This is a genomic window from Halapricum sp. CBA1109 (assembly GCF_009741825.1).
GTDB lineage: Archaea > Halobacteriota > Halobacteria > Halobacteriales > Haloarculaceae > Halapricum.
In genome coordinates this window covers 1-17,045 of record NZ_WPCA01000051.1, presented here as the reverse complement: position 1 = coordinate 17,045, position 17,045 = coordinate 1, and the positions used below count along the sequence as shown (strand labels likewise).

At 66.1% G+C, this 17,045-nt stretch carries 12 protein-coding genes and 3 pseudogenes; 7 read left to right on the top strand and 8 right to left on the bottom strand.

Going from position 1 to position 17,045, the window contains the following annotated elements; genetic code table 11:
- Positions 1-372: 372 nt before the first annotated feature.
- Positions 373-1,340: pseudogene (locus tag GJ629_RS07540) on the bottom strand (D-2-hydroxyacid dehydrogenase).
- Between the two features lie 175 nt (positions 1,341-1,515).
- Between GJ629_RS07540 and GJ629_RS07535 the strand changes: the two are divergent.
- The 3 genes from GJ629_RS07535 to GJ629_RS07525 all read left to right on the top strand — a co-directional run bounded on the left by GJ629_RS07535 (position 1,516) and on the right by GJ629_RS07525 (position 4,018).
- On the top strand, positions 1,516-2,880 hold the full coding sequence (locus GJ629_RS07535; RefSeq protein ID WP_157512444.1) for an NAD(P)/FAD-dependent oxidoreductase: 1,365 nt from the start codon (positions 1,516-1,518) through the stop codon (positions 2,878-2,880).
- A gap of 411 nt (positions 2,881-3,291) precedes the next feature.
- The gene (locus tag GJ629_RS07530) at positions 3,292-3,537 is read left to right on the top strand and encodes a UPF0175 family protein (RefSeq protein WP_157512443.1); all 246 of its coding nucleotides are present in this window, start codon (positions 3,292-3,294) and stop codon (positions 3,535-3,537) included.
- Positions 3,527-4,018: a DUF3368 domain-containing protein gene (locus tag GJ629_RS07525; RefSeq protein ID WP_157512442.1), complete on the top strand. Its 492-nt coding sequence runs from the start codon at positions 3,527-3,529 to the stop codon at positions 4,016-4,018. The genes GJ629_RS07530 and GJ629_RS07525 overlap by 11 nt, the downstream gene beginning before the upstream one ends.
- 100 nt (positions 4,019-4,118) lie before the next feature.
- Here the strand turns inward: GJ629_RS07525 and GJ629_RS07520 are convergent, their stop codons facing one another.
- Together GJ629_RS07520 and GJ629_RS07515 are read right to left on the bottom strand one after the other, a co-directional pair.
- A complete protein-coding gene (locus tag GJ629_RS07520; RefSeq protein ID WP_157512441.1) occupies positions 4,119-4,448 on the bottom strand; it encodes a hypothetical protein in 330 nt (109 codons plus the stop codon).
- A gap of 3 nt (positions 4,449-4,451) precedes the next feature.
- Complete coding sequence (locus tag GJ629_RS07515) at positions 4,452-4,826, bottom strand: hypothetical protein (RefSeq protein WP_157512440.1); 375 nt, start codon at positions 4,824-4,826, stop codon at positions 4,452-4,454.
- A 263-nt stretch (positions 4,827-5,089) separates the two neighbouring features.
- Here GJ629_RS07515 and GJ629_RS07510 point away from each other — a divergent pair, with 263 nt between their 5' ends.
- On the top strand, positions 5,090-5,710 hold the full coding sequence (locus tag GJ629_RS07510) for a GIDE domain-containing protein (protein WP_157512439.1): 621 nt from the start codon (positions 5,090-5,092) through the stop codon (positions 5,708-5,710).
- A gap of 376 nt (positions 5,711-6,086) precedes the next feature.
- Here the strand turns inward: GJ629_RS07510 and GJ629_RS17920 are convergent.
- Positions 6,087-8,281 (bottom strand): annotated as a pseudogene (locus tag GJ629_RS17920) (heavy metal translocating P-type ATPase).
- Positions 8,282-8,742: 461 nt separating this feature from the next.
- Here GJ629_RS17920 and GJ629_RS07495 point away from each other — a divergent pair.
- Positions 8,743-9,060, top strand: a complete 318-nt coding sequence (locus tag GJ629_RS07495) for an RPA12/RPB9/RPC11 RNA polymerase family protein (RefSeq protein WP_157512438.1) — start codon at positions 8,743-8,745, stop codon at positions 9,058-9,060.
- 183 nt (positions 9,061-9,243) lie between these two features.
- Here the strand turns inward: GJ629_RS07495 and GJ629_RS07490 are convergent, their stop codons facing one another.
- The 4 genes from GJ629_RS07490 to GJ629_RS07475 all read right to left on the bottom strand — a co-directional run bounded on the left by GJ629_RS07490 (position 9,244) and on the right by GJ629_RS07475 (position 14,815).
- Complete coding sequence (locus GJ629_RS07490) at positions 9,244-11,514, bottom strand: amino acid permease (protein WP_157512437.1); 2,271 nt, start codon at positions 11,512-11,514, stop codon at positions 9,244-9,246.
- Positions 11,507-11,944, bottom strand: coding sequence for a universal stress protein (locus GJ629_RS07485; protein WP_157512436.1), 438 nt, complete (start codon positions 11,942-11,944; stop codon positions 11,507-11,509). The genes GJ629_RS07490 and GJ629_RS07485 overlap by 8 nt, the downstream gene beginning before the upstream one ends.
- Positions 11,945-12,181: 237 nt before the next feature.
- Positions 12,182-12,799, bottom strand: a complete 618-nt coding sequence (locus GJ629_RS07480) for a trimeric intracellular cation channel family protein (protein WP_157512445.1) — start codon at positions 12,797-12,799, stop codon at positions 12,182-12,184.
- Positions 12,800-12,895: 96 nt separating this feature from the next.
- Positions 12,896-14,815 (bottom strand): bifunctional UDP-sugar hydrolase/5'-nucleotidase, encoded by a 1,920-nt coding sequence (locus GJ629_RS07475; protein WP_197428490.1) that lies wholly within the window; start codon positions 14,813-14,815, stop codon positions 12,896-12,898.
- A 418-nt stretch (positions 14,816-15,233) separates the two neighbouring features.
- Between GJ629_RS07475 and priS the strand changes: the two genes are divergently transcribed.
- Positions 15,234-16,412, top strand: coding sequence for a DNA primase small subunit PriS (gene priS / locus GJ629_RS07470; protein WP_157512435.1), 1,179 nt, complete (start codon positions 15,234-15,236; stop codon positions 16,410-16,412).
- Position 16,413: 1 nt separating this feature from the next.
- Positions 16,414-17,045: pseudogene (locus GJ629_RS16980) on the top strand (hypothetical protein); the annotation flags it as partial.

Here is a 17,045-nt window from a genome sequence, read left to right as displayed (position 1 = left end):
GGGGGTTTCCTCGGGCCTTCGGCCCTGCGGGAACCCCCGACTCCAAAAACTTGGGGAAAAACATCTCGACCTCGCGCCTACGGCGCTCGGTCGAGTGAAACGGCGCTCCCGATGGTCGCGCCGTATGCTGGCTCTACCGCTTCCGCGACCGCACCGCTTCCGCGACCGCACCGCTTCCGCGACCGCACCGCTACCGCGACCGCACCGCTACCGCGACCGTACCGCTCCCGCACCACACCCTCCCCAGCCGACTCGCTGCGCTCGTCGTCCGCGACGCCGTCTCCAAACAGTGATGCTCGACGACGCGCGCCGGTTCGTGCACGTGAATCAGGAACGGGAATCGCGGAGTGAATCGGGAAGCGAGTCGGGCGTCTAAACCTTGGGAAGGACCTGATTCTCCAGTCCGGTCCACTCGCCGCTTGCCATCGCCGTCTCGACGTTTTCCGCGACGAGATTCGCCAACCGCTCGTGGTAGTCGGGCGTGTAGCCGGCGTTGTGGGGCGTGATCAGGACGTTCTCGAAGGTCCACAGCGGGTGGTCCGTCGGGAGCGGTTCCGGGTCGGTCACGTCGAGCACCGCGCCGCCGACGTGGTTCGCCCGGAGCGAGGCGACCAGCGCGTCGGTGTCGACGACGCCGCCACGGGCGACGTTGACGACTATCGCGTCCGGGTGAAGGGTCTTCAACAGCGCCCGGTCGAGCAGGTGTCGCGTCGTGTCGGTCAGCGGACACGCCAGTACGACCGCCGAGGCGTCGACGACCGCCGACTCCACCTCGTCGTAGCCGACGACGGTGTCGGCCGGGCCGCCCTTCTCCGGGGAGTGCCGGACCGCCGTGACGTCGACGTCGAACGGCGCGAGCCGTTCACATATCGCTTCGCCGATGGCGCCCATCCCGACGACGGTGACGCCGCCGCCGGCGAGTTCGTCGGTCCGGACGTTGCGCCACTCCCGGTTTCGCTGGCGGCGGCGCGCGTCGAACAGCCCCCGTGTCAGCGCCAGCAGGCCGCCGATGGCGTGTTCAGCGGCGTTTGAGGCGTGGACGCCCGCGGCGTTCGTGACGGTGACGCCGCGGCGCTCGAACGCCGACAGCGGCAGGTGGTCGTAGCCGGCGAACGAGCAGGCGAAAAGCGAGAGGTTCTCGGCCTCGGCGAGTAGGTCCTCGGTCATCGACTGACCGACGACCACGTCGCGTCGGCGATGGTGGTCCGCTCGTCGCGGCTGGTCGCACAGCGGACTACCGACGCCGTCGGCAGTCGCTCGCGGAGCAACTCGACGAGTTCGTCGGCCGGAAGTCCGTGTGGTTTCTGTCGGAACACCGCGATGGTCGGGCCGTCGCTCATAGACGCCGTTGTCGGTGCGCCGGCTTGGCTCTGTGGGTTCTCTCGGATCCGTCCGCCGCGGGAGGTGACCGGCCAATGGCGGGACATTCCGCCCGGGCCGAACCGGGGTGGCGGCGTGGGTACAGCGACGAGTCCAGTTCAGGTATTTTAAGCCCCGACGGGTCGGGGTAGGAGTATGGAACGCGTCGACGTTGCGATTATCGGCGGCGGGCCGGCCGGGTCCTCGGCCGCCAGAACCGCCGCCGAACAGGACGCAGAGGCGCTCGTCGTCGAGAAGGGTGTCCCGCGGGCCGACCGCGACGGACTCGGTCCCGATTCGACGGACGCCGCCGGAATGCTCGACTACTGGGTCGACCTGATGGGCTACGACCCCGAGGAGATACCCGACGAGATCATCCTGAGCGAACTCGATGGCGCGGAGTTCAACGGCCCCTCCGAATCCGCGACCATCCGCGACACCGGTATCGACTCCTCGTGGGACGGCTTTGGCTTTGCCTTCCACCGCGCCCGGTTCGACGATTGGCTCCGCGAGGAGGCCGAAGCCGCCGGCGCGAACTACCGAATCGGCACCAGCGTCTCCGGGGTCGACACCCGCTTCGAGAACGGCGACCCGGTCCACCGCGTCACGCTGGCCGACGGCGCGGAACTGGAAGCCGACGCGCTCGTCCTCGCCGACGGCCCCCAACGGACGGTCACAATCGACGCCCTCGACCAGTTTATGGCGCCGGACCGCTCGGTCGCGGAGTACATCGCGCCCGATACGGCAAACCACATCGCCTACCAGGAGCATCGCCGCATCCCCGAGGAGTTGTTCGACCCCGACCTCATCAAGTTCTGGTGGGGCGTGATGCCCGGTCACACCGCCTATCCGTGGATATTCCCGAACGACGACAACGTCGCCCGCGTCGGCCTCACGATGCCCATCGGGATGGACATCGACGATGTCGACGACCGCGAGGAGTACACCCTGCTCGACCCCGAGGACGACCAGATTCCGCCCGGGAAGGTGTACCTCGAACGCCTGCTCGACTGGCAGTATCCCGACTACGACCTCGAGGACTTCCCGCTGGTCGAGGACCGCGGCAAGCGCGGCGGCACCGAGGCCTACCCAATCTCCTCGACGCGACCCATCGACTCGCCGACGTACGCGAACGTCGCCGTCGTCGGTGGCGCGATGGGTGGCACCTCCGCCTTCCACGAGGGCGGGGACCACGTCGCGGTCCGGACCGGCAAGATAGCCGGCCGCCTCGCCGGTACCGACGCCCTCTCGCGGTACAACCACGAGTGGCGTGACGCCCTCGGCGACGAACTCCTGCGGAACGTGACGCTTGCGGAACTCGCCCGCGATATGGGGCCGAGCGACTGGGACGACACCTTCCGGACGACCCGCGAGATGCTGGATGCCGAGGGGTCGCGCTACCGGCAGGCCGCGATAGCGGGGCTCGATGGTCTCTCACTTTTGTTCCGCTACAAGTGGCTTCGCCGGCAGTTAGCCGACGGCGACTACGTCCAGTTACACGAGTCCGAGTACGCGCTCTGAGGACCGCAAGCACTTACCGCCGGGGCGGCAAGGTGGAGATGCGTACCATCAGTCCCCGCCCGAGCATCCCCACAGTGGGGCGATGACAGCGCGGCGAACCCAGGTACGCGACATACCCGCGCTTGCGGCACACGCCGCTTGTGCATCCGGTCGTCCGTAGGACGACCCGCGCTCCCGGCTTGCGCCGGTCGCGCACTTGGTGGCACGGAGTGCCACCCGGCTCGGCGGTTTCACCGCCTCGCCAACTGACGGCCCGCAGGGCCGTCCGCCCGCCACGAGGGTTTCCCGGCTGACCCGGCACGCCGCCTGGGATGATGTCGGTCGTTAGTGTCGCGGGCGTACATTCCACGCTCCGAGAGCGTCCGCTGTGTCCAGCCAAACACTCAAGAATCGCGTGCGCCTACGTCCAGTATGGCGACGATCGAGATCGACGACGACGTCTACGAGGCGCTGCAACTCCCGGAGGGAGAGAGATCGTCGGCGATGAAGCAGGAGCTGGCAGTCTCGCTGTACGCCCGTGGCGTACTCTCGTTCGGAAAGGCACGCGCGTTGGCGGACCTGTCGAAACGGGAGTTCCACGAACTCCTCGGCGAGCGTGAGATCACTCGCCACTACGGGAAACAGGAACTCGAAGAAGACCTCGACTATGCCGAGTGATGCGCTCGTCGTCTCGGACACCTCTCCGCTTCTGAATCTCGCGCTTATCGACCGCCTCGACCTTCTCGAAACACAGTTTCCCGAAATCGTCGTCCCTCGCCAGGTCTGGAACGAACTCACAGAGGGCGAAGAAGGCCTGGAATCACTCCGAGAGTTGCGCGACGACGATTTCTTGCGCATCGTCGAAGTGGAGCGCTCGGATCTGTTCGTCGAAGTCGCTCACGATCTGGACCTGGGTGAGACAGCGGCAATCTGCTACGCAGTCGAACACGACGTCGACCTCGTTTTGCTCGACGAACGGGACGGGCGACGCGTCGCCCGGAGACACGACCTGGACGTTACTGGTGTCGTCGGTGTGTTGCTCCGCGGAGCAAAAAACGGTGAGGTAGAACTTGCGAACGAACTTGACGCCCTCCGTGAAGCCGGGTTCTGGATCTCCGACGAGCTATACTCACGGGCCCTCTCAGAGGCAGACGAGTAGCCCGAACCCTCCAGAGAAGAGCTGTCGAGTTGCTGTTTCACTTCCACCGAGCCTACTAGTAGAAACTCGCCCGGTAGTGTCGCGGGCGTACATATCAGAACTAGCGGAGATACGTCTCTATCGAGTCGACGACGCTGTCCACGAACTGTTCCGTGACTCGTCCCTGCCACGCGATGAGATCCTCGCTTCGTGGAGAGTGGACTGCCCACGGCGAGACGAACGACTCTCGGGGGACGCCACCGACCTCCCAGATATCGTCCCGGAGCGGGAGCGAGTCGTCGTATTCCTTCGTGGAGATGGCAACCGCGACGTGTTGCTCGCCGGCGAACGGGTGGGTGCTGTTGTTCACGACGAGCCACGGTCGCTGGCGGTCGGTGCCGAGTTTGAACGGGTCTACACTCCGAACGACATCGCCGCGTTCCGACTCCATCGATTACCCGTCCCCGCTCGTATCCTGCTCGCTGGGGTGGGGTCGATCTGGTGCGACAGCGTCCCAGTCTTCCGAATCGATGCCACCGTCAGCGTCGTCGAGCCGGCTGCTCACGTCGTGGAGATCGTAGGCGGCGGCGACACGCTGTTCGTCTTCTACGATTGCCCAGTACTGGCCACGGTGACGGACGAGGTCACGCTCTTTCAGTCGCGTGAGCGCAGTGCCGACCGTGTTCGGGTCTTCGTCGATAGCGGTTGCGATCTCTGATCGGGTGAACGCTGCGTCCCGATTCGTGTGGAGATACGTGATCACCTGTTCGGGCACGCTCGGCCCTGCTGGCAAGTCCCCCGATTCGAACTCGTCGATGCTCACGGGCATACTGTGATATTGAAGTGCTGACGTGATGAATGTACTGCCGTACTCCGAGTACGTACTTACTAGTAGAAACTCGCCCGGTAGTGTCGCGGGCGTACATTTCCGGACGCGTATCAGCCCCCCTGAGGGGATACGACGAGTACCGCTGTACGCCTGAAATCGGCTACTCGCACGAAAATACCCAAAAGATCACCTCCACCAAAGTGTATAAGTGAAATGACAGAGATGTGTTAGCCGAAGATACGTATCGGAGCACAGGAATCACTATGGCTGTAATTCCACAACCTGTCGTCGGCGTCGCAGCGCTCGCCCTCGTTGCCATCGGTGTGTACCTCGCCTACGAGGCACTCGGGAACCTACAGAAGGGCTGGACTATCAGGCAGAGCGATCCGGTCGGTGCAGGGGAGGTCGAGTACGAGGATGGCATCGTCGAGGTCCAAGGGACCGTCGAGCAACTCGAAGACGAGTTGCTCACCACGAAGTACACCGACACACCTGCGGTGGCCTACGACTACAGGGTCAAAGAGCACGAGGAGAACCGCCCTGGTGACAGTGGGGCCGAGTGGCAGACCGTCGACAGCGGCACGGAGACCCAGCCGTTCTACGTGACCGACGAGACCGGGAGCGTGGCCGTCGATCCGGACGGGGCGACCATCTCGCTAGACACGGAGCAGGTCTCGGGCGGTTCCGAGATAGATATCGGTCCGGTGGACGCCTCGACGGGGAAAAATACGAGGGTCTACTGGCACCTGACGATCAGGTCCACATCTTCGGTCAGAAGCGTACCGCCCAGCGAGACGGTCCGGGTGATGAAAAGCATTACATCGGCGACGGTGGGGAGACGGCGGCGTTCACTATCTCCGATACGACGGAAGGCCGGACGGTGATGCGGTTCCTGGGTAGGGGCATCGGGTTGGTGGTGTTCGGGCGTGGCCGCCCTCGCAGTGGGGGCCGTCCTGTCGCTCGTGTTCATCGGGCAACTCGAATTCGCTGACCTCCCTTTCCTGTGGACCGGCCTACTGGTACCGTTCGGTCTGTAACGAGTATCTCGCAATCCCAGTGTGTCGAGCTATCAGTCTATCTTCTCCCGGCAGTGTCGCGGGTATGCCAAGTGACCACCCCGAAGGATAGCAGCTCCGCTGGCATCTCCCGCTGAGATATGGGTTCCCGCAGCGAGTTCCTATCACCGTATTCGCGGGCCAGTCGAGTGTGATGCTCACACGGGCAAGGTTTCGTCGGCAGACCGGACGGAAACGGACCACGTCACTCGTGAGTCGCTGTCCCACGAAAGCCGAGTAATCGAAGGCCGTTCAGCGAGACGATGACCGTCGAGCCCTCGTGACCGATCACTGCGAGCGGGAGCGGGATCCCTCGGAGAAGGATCGTCCCGACCATGAGGGCAATCGCGCCGAACGCGATGGCGAGATTGATCGTGAGCGTCCGGCGGGTTCTGCGTCCGAGACCGAGGACGTAGGGGATCTTGCTGAGGTCATCGCCCATCAGGACCACGTCAGCAGTGTCGAGGGCGACGTCGGTTCCCGCGCCGCCCATCGCGATACCGAGGCTTGCTGTGGCGAGCGCTGGCGCGTCGTTGACGCCGTCGCCGACCATCGCCACGTTCTCGTGTCGCTCGACCAGTTCCTCGATGGTCGCTACCTTCTCCTCGGGCAGCAGTTCCGCTTGCACCTCGTCGATGCCGACTTGATCGGCGATTCGCTGTGCGACGCGTTCGTTGTCTCCGGTTAACATGACGATGTGTTCCACGCCCAGCGAGCGGAGGTCGGTGATCGTCTCGGCCGCGTCAGGGCGAACGGTGTCGGTGAACGCGAGCCATCCCAGGACGCTGACATCGTTGTGGCGCTCTCGGGCGACGAGGACGCTCGTTTTCCCGTCTTCCTCTAACGTTTCGAGGCCATCGAGGCCCGGTTCGAGACCATCTACCGTTGTGTCTCCGAGAACAGTCCGGAAGTAACTACGATTCCCGATGTGGGTGATTTGCCCGTCGACATCCGCTTTGACCCCTTTCCCGGCGACTGACTGGAACCGATCCGCGGCAGGGACATCGAGTGATCGGGCCGCTGCCGCCCTCACGGTCGCCCGAGCGAGGTGGTGCTCCGAGCGGGACTGCACCGCGGCCACGATGGAGAGCAGTTCGTCCTCGGTCAGTGTCTCCTCGCCCATATCGTCACGGACGAACACGTCGGTCAACTGCGTGTCGCCCTGTGTGAGTGTCCCGGTCTTGTCGAAGGCGACCGCGTCGATGCGTGCCGCTGTTTCGACGTGTTCGCCGCCCTTGAACAGCACGCCTTGTCTACCACCGGAGGCGATCGCCGAGAGGACTGCCGCGGGCGCGAGATGATGACTGCACACGGCGACGCGGCGACCATGAGCGTCATCGCGCGGTAGAACGTCCCCGTGAATTCGCTCCCGAATGCGACTGGCAGTGCGATAGCCGTGATTGTGAGTGTGAACACGCCGAGGACGTACGGCTGTTCGAGCCGGTCGATGAGTCGCTGTGTCGGAGCCTTTTCGCTCTGCGCTCGTTCGACCATATGGATGAGGCGACTGATCGCCGATTCGTGGGCCTGCCGTGTGACTTCGACCTCGAGGCTTCCGCTCTCGTTGATCGTGCCACCGAACACCTCGTCGCCGGGTCCCTTCGTGACGGGGACGGACTCGCCCGTGAGCGACGCCTGATCGACCGTCCCTTCCCCGGACGTAACGATGCCGTCCAGCGGAATCCGATCACCGGGGCGGACGACGAACACGTCACCGACGGCGACATCGTCGATGGGGACCGTGACTTCTTCCCCCTCACGCAGCACCTGCGCTCTGTCCGGTCGCATCTCGACGAGTGATTTGATCGCCCGGCGCGAGCGACCGATAGCGTAGTGTTGGAGCGTGTTCGAGAGGGAGAACAGAAAGAGGAGCATCGCACCTTCGAACGGGGCCCCGATAGAGAGTGCACCGAGTGCGGCGACGATCATCAACAGGTCGATATCGACCGCGCGGTGACGGAGCGTCTGGATTGCACCCTTGAGTCCGTACCACCCACCGAAGACGTACGCGACGCCGTAGCCGCTCCACACGAGGAGCGGAGGGCCGCCGAGCCACCCCGTCAGGAGACCGGTCATCATACCGACCAGCGTCAGACCGACGAACAACCCCTCCCGTCCGAGCGCCGAGCGTGTGGTCACCTCGTCGGTGTCAGTATCGCGCTCGTCCTGAATCGAAACGTTACGGCCGCGGATCGTGTCTCGAAGCCGTTCCTCCGAAGTGACGCCCTCGTCGTAGCTGATTCGAGCGCTACCCGTCCGGAACGAGACCTCGACGCCGTGGACGCCGGGTGTATCACGAAGCTGTCGTTCGAGGGCTCGCGCTCCCGCTTCGCCACGACCGCCGCGTCGTTCGATCCGAACAGTACACGTCGATAGCGGAGGGGATTCAGTAACGGTCACGTGAGCTCTCCGTTCCGTCTCTGTTTGTATCGTAGGTACGTCACTGTGTCCTTGTCTGCTGCCTGTGAGCGAACGCTCTCGACCGTCCGGTGCGCTCTGATCCGGAAACCCAGCTGATGGTTGTCATTGGTATCTGTGCTCGGCGGGTGACTGTTTCGGTGACATACAGTTTCCATTTCACCCGGCTACTAGTAGAAACCTTGTTGTATCGCGGGCGTACGTGCTTGTATGCTGCGGAGTATCCCCGCTGTGATTTTGAGACCCCCGAGCCGGCGGTAACTGCCGCCTCGACGTTCTGAGTCACACCTCCGACACCCCGTGGCCGGGCGATGTCAGGGACCATCAGTCGGTGCCTGTCGTCGCTTGGACAGCGCAGTCCAGTCGCCACGAGGGAGTGTCCGGAATCGACGCTTGCCCCGAGATTAACACATATATCCGACGACCATATACCCGCTCAACAAATGCAATTCTGTGACGAGTGTGGGTCGATGATGCACACGGAGGGCGACACGTGGGTGTGTCGCGACTGTGAGAACGAGGCACAGCGGGACGCACACGCGGAGGCAGCGATGACCACCCAGGACGGCCAACGGGACGACGGGACGCCCGCCGTGGCAGACGCGACCCGAGACGCCACCGAGACGATGCAAGAACCCTGTCCGGCCGGAGATTGTGACAGCGACCGGGCCTACTACGAGATGCTGCCGAAGCCGGGTGGCTCCTACGAGGTTCGGCTGTTTACCTGCGTCGAGTGTGGCCACAAGTGGCGCGAGTCCTGACGGCGCGTCTCCCGACCCCGCCGCGTACGTATGCACAGGCCGCCGAGAGACGAAATCGAATTTGCCGACATCAGTCTCCAGTTGGTCGTCTCACTGGCAGCACCCGGTCCGTGAGGAGTGACCGTCGTTCTCGGTCTCTCTGGGTCCAGTCGTCGACTCTCCCCGAAAGCGTCGCGGGCGCTCTCACTCCTCGCCGCGGCCGACGAGGCGCTCCCACAGCGACCGCGAGGACGGCCGTTCGGCGAGCAACACCGGCGTTTCTAGGGACTCGATAGTGTCGAACACCGGCGACCCGCGGACGATGCGCGAGAGCAGGCCGCGCTCGGTCGCGCCGAGGACGACGAGGCTGTACTCCCCGCCGACTCGCGTGAGGACGGACTGGATGTCGCCGCTCTCGACGCGGATTGTCGCGTCGCCGAGGTCGCGTTCGGCCGCCCATTCTGTGAGGAACGCCTCTCCGTCCGCCTCGCCGCCCTCGTCGACGGCGTGCAACAGCGAGATGTCGGCGTCGGCGGTGTCCCGGAGCGCACGGGCGACTTCGGCCGAGAGGTCCGAGGAGCGACCGCCGGCGGTCGGGACCAACACGTCCGAGATGTCGACCGTCTCGCCGTCGAGGACGAGGAAGTCACACGGCAGGTCGTGGGTCAGTTCGTCGAGGGTGGACTCGGCGCGCCCGCCGGCGAGTTTCGTCCCGCCGTAGCCCATCACGACCGTGTCGGCGTCGTTCGAGCGCGCGGCGTCGAACACCTCCTCGAACCCGCGGTGTGAGAGGATGGTCTTCGTCTCGACGGGCACGTCGAAGGCCGTGGCGTCCTCCTTTGCGGCCTCCAGCAGCGACTCCGAGGAGTCGTCGATCCGCGCCCGGTTCTCGGCGGCGGTGTCGAGCGCCGTCTGGTCCGGGACGGTGACGATGTGGGTTGCGAGAACGCGCCCACCCTCGTGTTTGGCGAGGGCGCTGGCGAGCGTGATCAGCGCACCCTCGGTCCGGGGGTTGGCCAGCGCGACCATGATCGTCGGGCCCTCGGTACCGGTCGGCGCGACGGCGTCCGCGGCGTCGACGACCCGGTCGGGCAACTCCGCTTCGCGGTCCTGGATGTACTCCGAGAGGACGCCCTTGCGGTCGGTCTTCTCCCGGGCGTAGAGGAAGTACCACACGACGGCGGCGACGACGAACGCCCCCGAGAGGGCGATTTCGATACTGTCCATAAAGGCGACGAGGCCGAGCGACAGGACCGCCCCGAGGATCGGCGTGATCGGGTACAGCGGGACGGTGAAGTCGGGATCGTACTCGGGTACGTCGGCCTCCCGGAAGACGATCAGGCCGACGTTCAACAGGGCGTAGACGATCAGGTGGAGAACGCTCGCGGCCTTGGCGAGCGTCTCGACGTCCCGTCCGAGAGCGGCGATGAACACGACGATGAGCGCGCCGGTGACGAGGATCGACCGGTAGGGCGTCGCGTAGTTGGGGTGGATCTCGTTGAGCCAGTTGGTGACGATCTTGTCCCGACCCATCGCGAAGTTGATCCGGGCCGAGGCGAGGATCGAGGCGTTCGCCGAGGAGGCCGTCGCCAGCAACGCGCCGGCGGTCATCACCGCCCCTGCGGCGGCCGCGACGCCGCCGATGGGTCCGAGCGAGGCGGGGAACGCGACCTCGGCGGCCTGTGCGACCGGGGCGTCCTGACTGAGTTCGGGCCACGGCACCACGCCCAGCATCGTCGTCACGAGGACGGCGTAGATGACAGTGACGAGGGCGACGCTCCCGATGATGGCGATGGGGAGGTTCCGCCCGGGGTTTTTCAGTTCCTCGGCGACGGTCGCGATCTTGGCGTATCCCAAAAAGGAGACGAACACCAGCGCCGTCGCGGGGAGGATCGCACCGGTCCCGTACGGCGTGAGGCCGCCGTTGCCGGTCAGTGTCCCGTAGTCGAACGAGAAGAAGCCGGCGACGGCGAAGACGGTGAGAATCGACAGCAGGATGGTGACGATGACAGTCTGGACGCTGCCGGTCTCCTTCGCTCCGATGTAGTTGACGCCGACGAACGCGAGGCCGGCGAACAGCGCGCCGACCTGTATCGGGTCGAGGAACGCGACTTCCGGCAAGGGGACGAACGAGACGAGGTATTGGCCGAAACCGATGCAGTAAAACGCCGAGGCGAAGGCGAGTCCCATCCAGTCGCCCATCCCGGCGATGGAGCCGAACATCGGCCCGAGGGACTTGTTGATGTAGTAGTAGCCGCCGCCGGCCTTGGGCATCGCCGTCCCCAACTCGGAGACGGAGAAGGCGTTGACCATCGCGATGATCCCGCCGACGACGAACGAGACGACGACGATGGGGCCGGCCTCGTTGGCGGCGACGCCAGGCAACACGAAGATGCCGGCACCGATCATCGTCCCGATGCCGATGGTCATCGCCGAGACGAGGCCGAGGTCCTTCGCGAGTTCCTCGTCACCCATCGGCGGTGTCTTGTCTCGGCAGCGCGATCACCGGCCGGTCCGCCTCCGTGGCGAGCTTCAGCGAGTAATCGCCCGAGAGGAACTGCACGAGACGGTTTCCGCCCCGCGAACGGTAGGCGACGGCGGTGGCGTCGACCTCCTCGGCGGCGTCGAAGATGGCTTCGACGACGTCCCGGGCGTAGGCCGTGTGGTCGTCGGCGTCGGGGAAGACGGTCCTCACGGCCGCGTACGTTTCTTCGGCGATATCTTCGGACTGCTCGACGGGCGTCTTGTCCGGGGAACCCTCACCCTTCTCGACGACGTGGAGCGCCGTCACGTGGTCGGGGCCGTACGGTTCGAGCGCGTGTGCCGTCGCCAGCGCGTCCTCCTCGTTGGCGACCGGCAGGAGTACGTGGCCGAGCAGCTCCGTCTCCGCGTCGACACTGGTCATAGCGACCCCTACGACCGGTATCTGTTAAAAAGTACCCGTCTCCACCCCCGTCTTCGCCGGCGAGTTCATATCTGCCACCCGTGACCTGTGTCCAGCCTTCGTCTCGTCACTCCGTGGGAAGACGTGACGGCGCCCGGGGACGAACGCGACCGGGTCGGGGCTGTCGACTCGGTGTCGTCCGCGTCGCCGTGGGACACATCAGCCGCTCACGCTCCGGTCGACCAGTGCCACCGGTCGTCAGCGGTCGACGGACTCGCCGGCGACGAGGCCGTGGGCCGTCGGGAGCCCCCAGTCGTAGCTGATGGCGACGATTCGGGTCGAGACGACCAGTCCGGCACACAGCGCTGCGGCGGCCGTCCCGGACCACCCGAGGACGCTCGCCGCCCAGTAGGCACTGGCGCCCAACACCGCGCAACTGGCGTAGAAGTCCTCGAAGAGGATAAACGGCGAGCGACCCAGCAACAGGTCCGCCAGCGCGCCGCCGCCGACAGCGTTGATGACCGCGACGGCGACGACGCCGAATCCTGACAGCCCCGCACCGGTGGCGACGATGGACCCTGCGACGGTAAAGGCCGCCAGTCCGATGGCGTCGGCGTACAGCGTCCCGGGGTGGTCCTCGGGGGAGTCAAGCGCGACGCTCAGCGCGATGGCCAAGCCGACGCCGACCATCCCGAGACCGACCTCCAGCGGCGACTGGAGGACCAGCGGCGTCCGGTCGACCAGCAGGTCCCGCGTCGCGCCGCCGGCGAACGCCGTCGTCAGGCCGACGACGGTGACGCCGAAGACGTCGAACCGCTCGTGGATTCCCTTGCTCGCGCCGACCAGCGCGAACGCGACGAGGCCGACGGCGTTCATCACCGCGAAGGGGTCGACGGGAGTCACTACGTGGCAGTTTCCGCGGGTGAATATGAGGCGTCGGCTCGCCCCCTCTGTGGGAAGTGTTCGCGTTCCTCAGCCGCTGATCTCCTCGAACAGCGCCAGCGCGTCGAAGAGGTCGCCGGCGTCGCCGTCGCCGTCGAAGTCGAACGCTGCGACGTTGTCCTGCACCGCGTCGCTGTCGCCGTACTGGAAGTACGTCAGCGCGTCGAAGAGGTCCGTCGCCCCGTCGCCGTCGATGTCCTCGAAGCGGCCGTCGCCGTCGGTGTCGACGGCGTGGTTCCCGGTCCCCGGCAGCGAGGGCTGGCCGTTCAGCGCGGCGACCGATACATCGGCGTTCAGCCGCGCGTGATCGTGATACACCAGCTCGTACCGCGTCGAGTCGTACTCGGCGTACAGCTCGAGTGCCGTCGCGTTCGTAGTGTCGACCAGCGCCGCCGCGTCCGCGCGGTCGAACTCGACGGTGACGGTGTCGCCGCCCTCATAGCGGGCATCGACGGGCGCGATGCGGTCCCCGCCGGGCGCGCGGAGCCAGACGGAGCCGTTCAGACCGTCGAAGCCGTCGGGCGCGGTAACGTCGACGGTCAGCGTCTCGCCGTAGACGGCGGTGCTGGCCTCGCCCGTCGCGTCGACGCGCTGGATGTGGCCGTCACGCTCGGGGCTGACGGGCGTGTTGTTCTCGACGTACTCGACGGCCGCCGTCCCGTACAGCGTGAGGTCCTCGCTCACGGTTGGCTGTTCGGTCATCGTCCAGTTGTAGTCGAAGACGCTCCAACCGGACATATATGAGTTGAGCGTCACGTCGTAGGTCTCGTTGTCGCCGACAGGGTCGCCGTTCACGTGGACATCCCGCACCTGCCGGGTGGCGTTCTCGTGGGGGACGTACTCGTAGGTGACGCCGGAGACCTGCAGGGCGGCCTGAGCGCCGTACCGCTGGCCGTCGTCGCTCTCCAAGGTGGTCACCTGACTCGCCAGCAACTGACGGAGTTCGGCGCCGTCCAGTTCCTTCGTGACGAGAGTGTTCCCGAACGGCAGCGAGGTGTAGATGTCGTCGTAGGTCACCTCTCCGGGGCCGAACACGAAGCCGCCGCGGATGCCGCCGGCGTTGGTCAGCGCCACGTCGGCACCGCTTTTCGCGCGGAACGCGTCGGTGACGAGGTTCCCCCAGCGGGTCTCTTCGTTGTAGTTCCCGAACGTCGAGTTCAGCGCGACGGTCGTTTCGCCGGCCACCGTCGAGAGGAACCGGCCCCGGGAGTCGTTGACGTACGACCGGACGCCCTCGTCGACCGGCGAGTCCTCGCCGACGCCGAGGAGACGGCCGTCGTCGAACGCGACGCCGTCCTCGCCGACGGTGAGGTTGAGTTCGCCGACGAACGCGGCGTTGCCGGCGGCTTCGGTGATGACCGCGCCGTCGGTCACCTGCGGCGGGTACTCGACCTCGTCGTCGCCGGTCACGATCACGTCGATAGCGTCGGTCTCGCTCGCGAGTTCCTTCGACTCGGGGACGCCGACGTGGGCCGCCGCGACGACGACGTCCACGTCGTGGTCGGCCTTGAGGTCGGCCGCAATGCGCTGGCCGACCGTCGAGAAGTCGGCGACATCGTAGCCGGCCGCCTCGAAGTCGACTGCCGTCTTCGTCTTGATCGCGTCGTCGACGAGGCCGACGACGCCGACCCGGACACCGTCCCGTTCGACGACGGTGTAGTTCTGCGTGCCGGGCACCGTCTCACCGTCGTCGGTGACGACGTTCGCCAACAGCCACGGGAACTCGCTGGCCGCGCTGTAGTTTTCGACCGGGTCGAAACCGAAGTCGAGGTCGTGGTTGCCGACGACCTCGGCGGCGGGACCGATCCTGTTCAGCGCCTCGACGGGCACCGTCCAGTTGCTCACCGGCGAGAGCGAACTCGGCGACAGTTGGTCACCGCCGCCGATCAGCACTGTCGGGTTGTCGTGGGCCGCCCGTCGCTCGCCGATGGTTCCGGCGAGCCGTCCCATCGTCGTCGGGTCGGAGGCGGCGGTCTGGACGTCGTTGTACGAGAGTATCGTCAGCGTCGTGTTCTCCTGTCCGGACGCCGCCGTTCCGGTCCGGTTGTCGGATGCCGTCGGCCGGTCGTCCGCGGTTGGTGTCGTCGCGTCACCACCGCCGCCGTCCGCCGCGGCGACGGGCGCGCCAGCGGGACCGCGCTGGCGACGACGAGCAGTACTACCATCAATGTCAGTCTCTGTCGATCCATCTCGTCGTACTCCACCACCGGACTGCTGTTTACGCTGACTATGACGCGGATTTTGCCGAACGTATCTCAGGGAAGCCGTTCGCAGCCGCCCGGTCGGCTACCGTTGGCACTATTTCACACACCACATCGGGATGGCTCGACAGAAAGCACTTTATCGGTTCTCGTGTAACCGCGGGTAGATGGACGAACGGACGCGAGAGTATCTTCGTGGGCGCTTTGGCGATTTCTACCGGCGGAGCGAACTGACCCCGCCGCCGGACGCCAACGAGCGCGAGTGGGGGTTCATCCCCTGGACGGAGGGGCCGGGCACGACGATGGTTCGGCACCGCTCGCTGCTGGATCTGGGGGCGCTGGAGGAGTTTCTGGGCCGCAAACGGCCCCGCCACGTCTACTTCTCGGCGGGCCGGTACGACGACCCCGGCGCGAACACGATGGGCGAGAAGGGATGGCGCTCCTCGGACTTGGTCTTCGACCTCGACGCCGACCACCTCCCGTCGGTGACGCTCGGCGAGGACAGCTATGCCGAGATGCTGGCGAAGTGTAAGGATGCCCTCCTGCGCCTGCTCGACTTCCTAGAAGACGACTTCGGCTTCGAGGACCTGACGGTGGTGTTCTCGGGCGGCCGTGGCTACCACGTCCACGTCCGGGACGCGGGGATTCAAACCTTAGAGAGCGAGGCGCGCCGGGAGATAGTCGACTACGTCCGCGGCATCGGGCTGGACTTCGATGCGCTGGTCAGCGAGGAGGCCGTCGGCGGGACCGCGGGCCGGAAGAGCCCCGCCCAGAAGCGGACGCTCTCGACGACCGGCGGGTGGGGGCGGCGCGCCCACCGCCACATCGTCGCCTTCGTCGAGGAGTTGCTGGCGATGGACGAGGCCGACGCCCGCGAGCGACTCCAAGCGTTCGACGGCATCGGCGAGGGGAAGGCCTCGGCGGCGCTGAACGCAATGGGGACCAACACCGACCAGATCCGGCGGGGCAACATCGACGTCCACCCGGCGTTCGTCCAAGTGGCGAACGTCCTGGTCGCCGAGGCCGTCGCCGAGGACAACGCGCCCATCGACGAACCAGTGACGACGGACACGAACCGCCTCATCCGGCTTCCCGGCAGTCTCCACGGCGGGAGCGGACTGGCCGTGCGCCGCCTCGACCGCGGGGACATCGAGGCGTTCGACCCGTTGGTCGACGCCGTCCCGGAGACGTTCCGGGGGTACGACATCGCCGTCGAGGTGACGGAGGGCGGGACGGTCGAACTCGACGGCGACAGCTTTAATTTGGAGGACGGAGTGCACACTGTACCGGAGTACCTCGGCGTGTTCCTGATGACGCGTGGGCGCGCCGAGAAAGCACCAGAATAGTATGGACGTCGACGAACTCCAGTCGGTACAGAGCCGCGAGCGCCAGACCGATAGCCTCCAGCAGCTGCGCGAGAGCTTCTATCAGGAGGCAAGCGAGTACATCCAGCAGCTGCGCGAGGCGCGCGACGACGCCGCCGAACGGGCCGACGATCCGTGGAACAGCCCGGAGGTGTCACAGCTCAGCGACGAGATAGACACGGCCGAACAGACCGTCGAGGCCATCTACGACCGCCGGACGGGCAAGATAGTGAAGAAGGCCTCGCTGGCGGCCGCGGGGATGCCGACCGAGGAGGACGGCCTGACCGCCGAGGAGCGGACGCTGTTCGAGTCGCTGGTCGAACAGATCGAGGCCAACCGCGAGCACGTCCTCGACAAGGTCGCCGGCGAGGTCGCGCCGGACAGTCCGCCGACCGGCGCGACGGAGACGACCGGGAACGCGGCGGAACCGACTGATCGACCCGCGCCGTCCCCGGACCCCGATCCGTCCGCGGATGCCGCCCCGTCGCCGGACACCGACCGAGCGTCCGAGCAGTCGGCAGCGTCCGACTCCGACCCGTCGGATCCCCACTCGCCGCCGGACCAGTCCTCGGACATCCCGGCGGCGGACCTGATGGGCGACGGCGAGTCGGCCGA

Excerpts from the sequence above, each read along its gene's own strand:
- GJ629_RS07535 (WP_157512444.1), top strand. The coding sequence starts at position 1,516 with ATGGAACGCGTCGACGTTGCGATTATCGGCGGCGGGCCGGCCGGGTCC.
- GJ629_RS07530 (WP_157512443.1), top strand. The coding sequence starts at position 3,292 with ATGGCGACGATCGAGATCGACGACGACGTCTACGAGGCGCTGCAACTC.
- GJ629_RS07525 (WP_157512442.1), top strand. The coding sequence starts at position 3,527 with ATGCCGAGTGATGCGCTCGTCGTCTCGGACACCTCTCCGCTTCTGAAT.
- GJ629_RS07520 (WP_157512441.1), bottom strand. The coding sequence starts at position 4,448 with ATGGAGTCGGAACGCGGCGATGTCGTTCGGAGTGTAGACCCGTTCAAA.
- GJ629_RS07515 (WP_157512440.1), bottom strand. The coding sequence starts at position 4,826 with ATGCCCGTGAGCATCGACGAGTTCGAATCGGGGGACTTGCCAGCAGGG.
- GJ629_RS07510 (WP_157512439.1), top strand. The coding sequence starts at position 5,090 with ATGGCTGTAATTCCACAACCTGTCGTCGGCGTCGCAGCGCTCGCCCTC.
- GJ629_RS07495 (WP_157512438.1), top strand. The coding sequence starts at position 8,743 with ATGCAATTCTGTGACGAGTGTGGGTCGATGATGCACACGGAGGGCGAC.
- GJ629_RS07490 (WP_157512437.1), bottom strand. The coding sequence starts at position 11,514 with ATGGGTGACGAGGAACTCGCGAAGGACCTCGGCCTCGTCTCGGCGATG.
- GJ629_RS07485 (WP_157512436.1), bottom strand. The coding sequence starts at position 11,944 with ATGACCAGTGTCGACGCGGAGACGGAGCTGCTCGGCCACGTACTCCTG.
- GJ629_RS07480 (WP_157512445.1), bottom strand. The coding sequence starts at position 12,799 with ATGAACGCCGTCGGCCTCGTCGCGTTCGCGCTGGTCGGCGCGAGCAAG.
- GJ629_RS07475 (WP_197428490.1), bottom strand. The coding sequence starts at position 14,815 with ATGGGACGGCTCGCCGGAACCATCGGCGAGCGACGGGCGGCCCACGAC.
- priS (WP_157512435.1), top strand. The coding sequence starts at position 15,234 with ATGGACGAACGGACGCGAGAGTATCTTCGTGGGCGCTTTGGCGATTTC.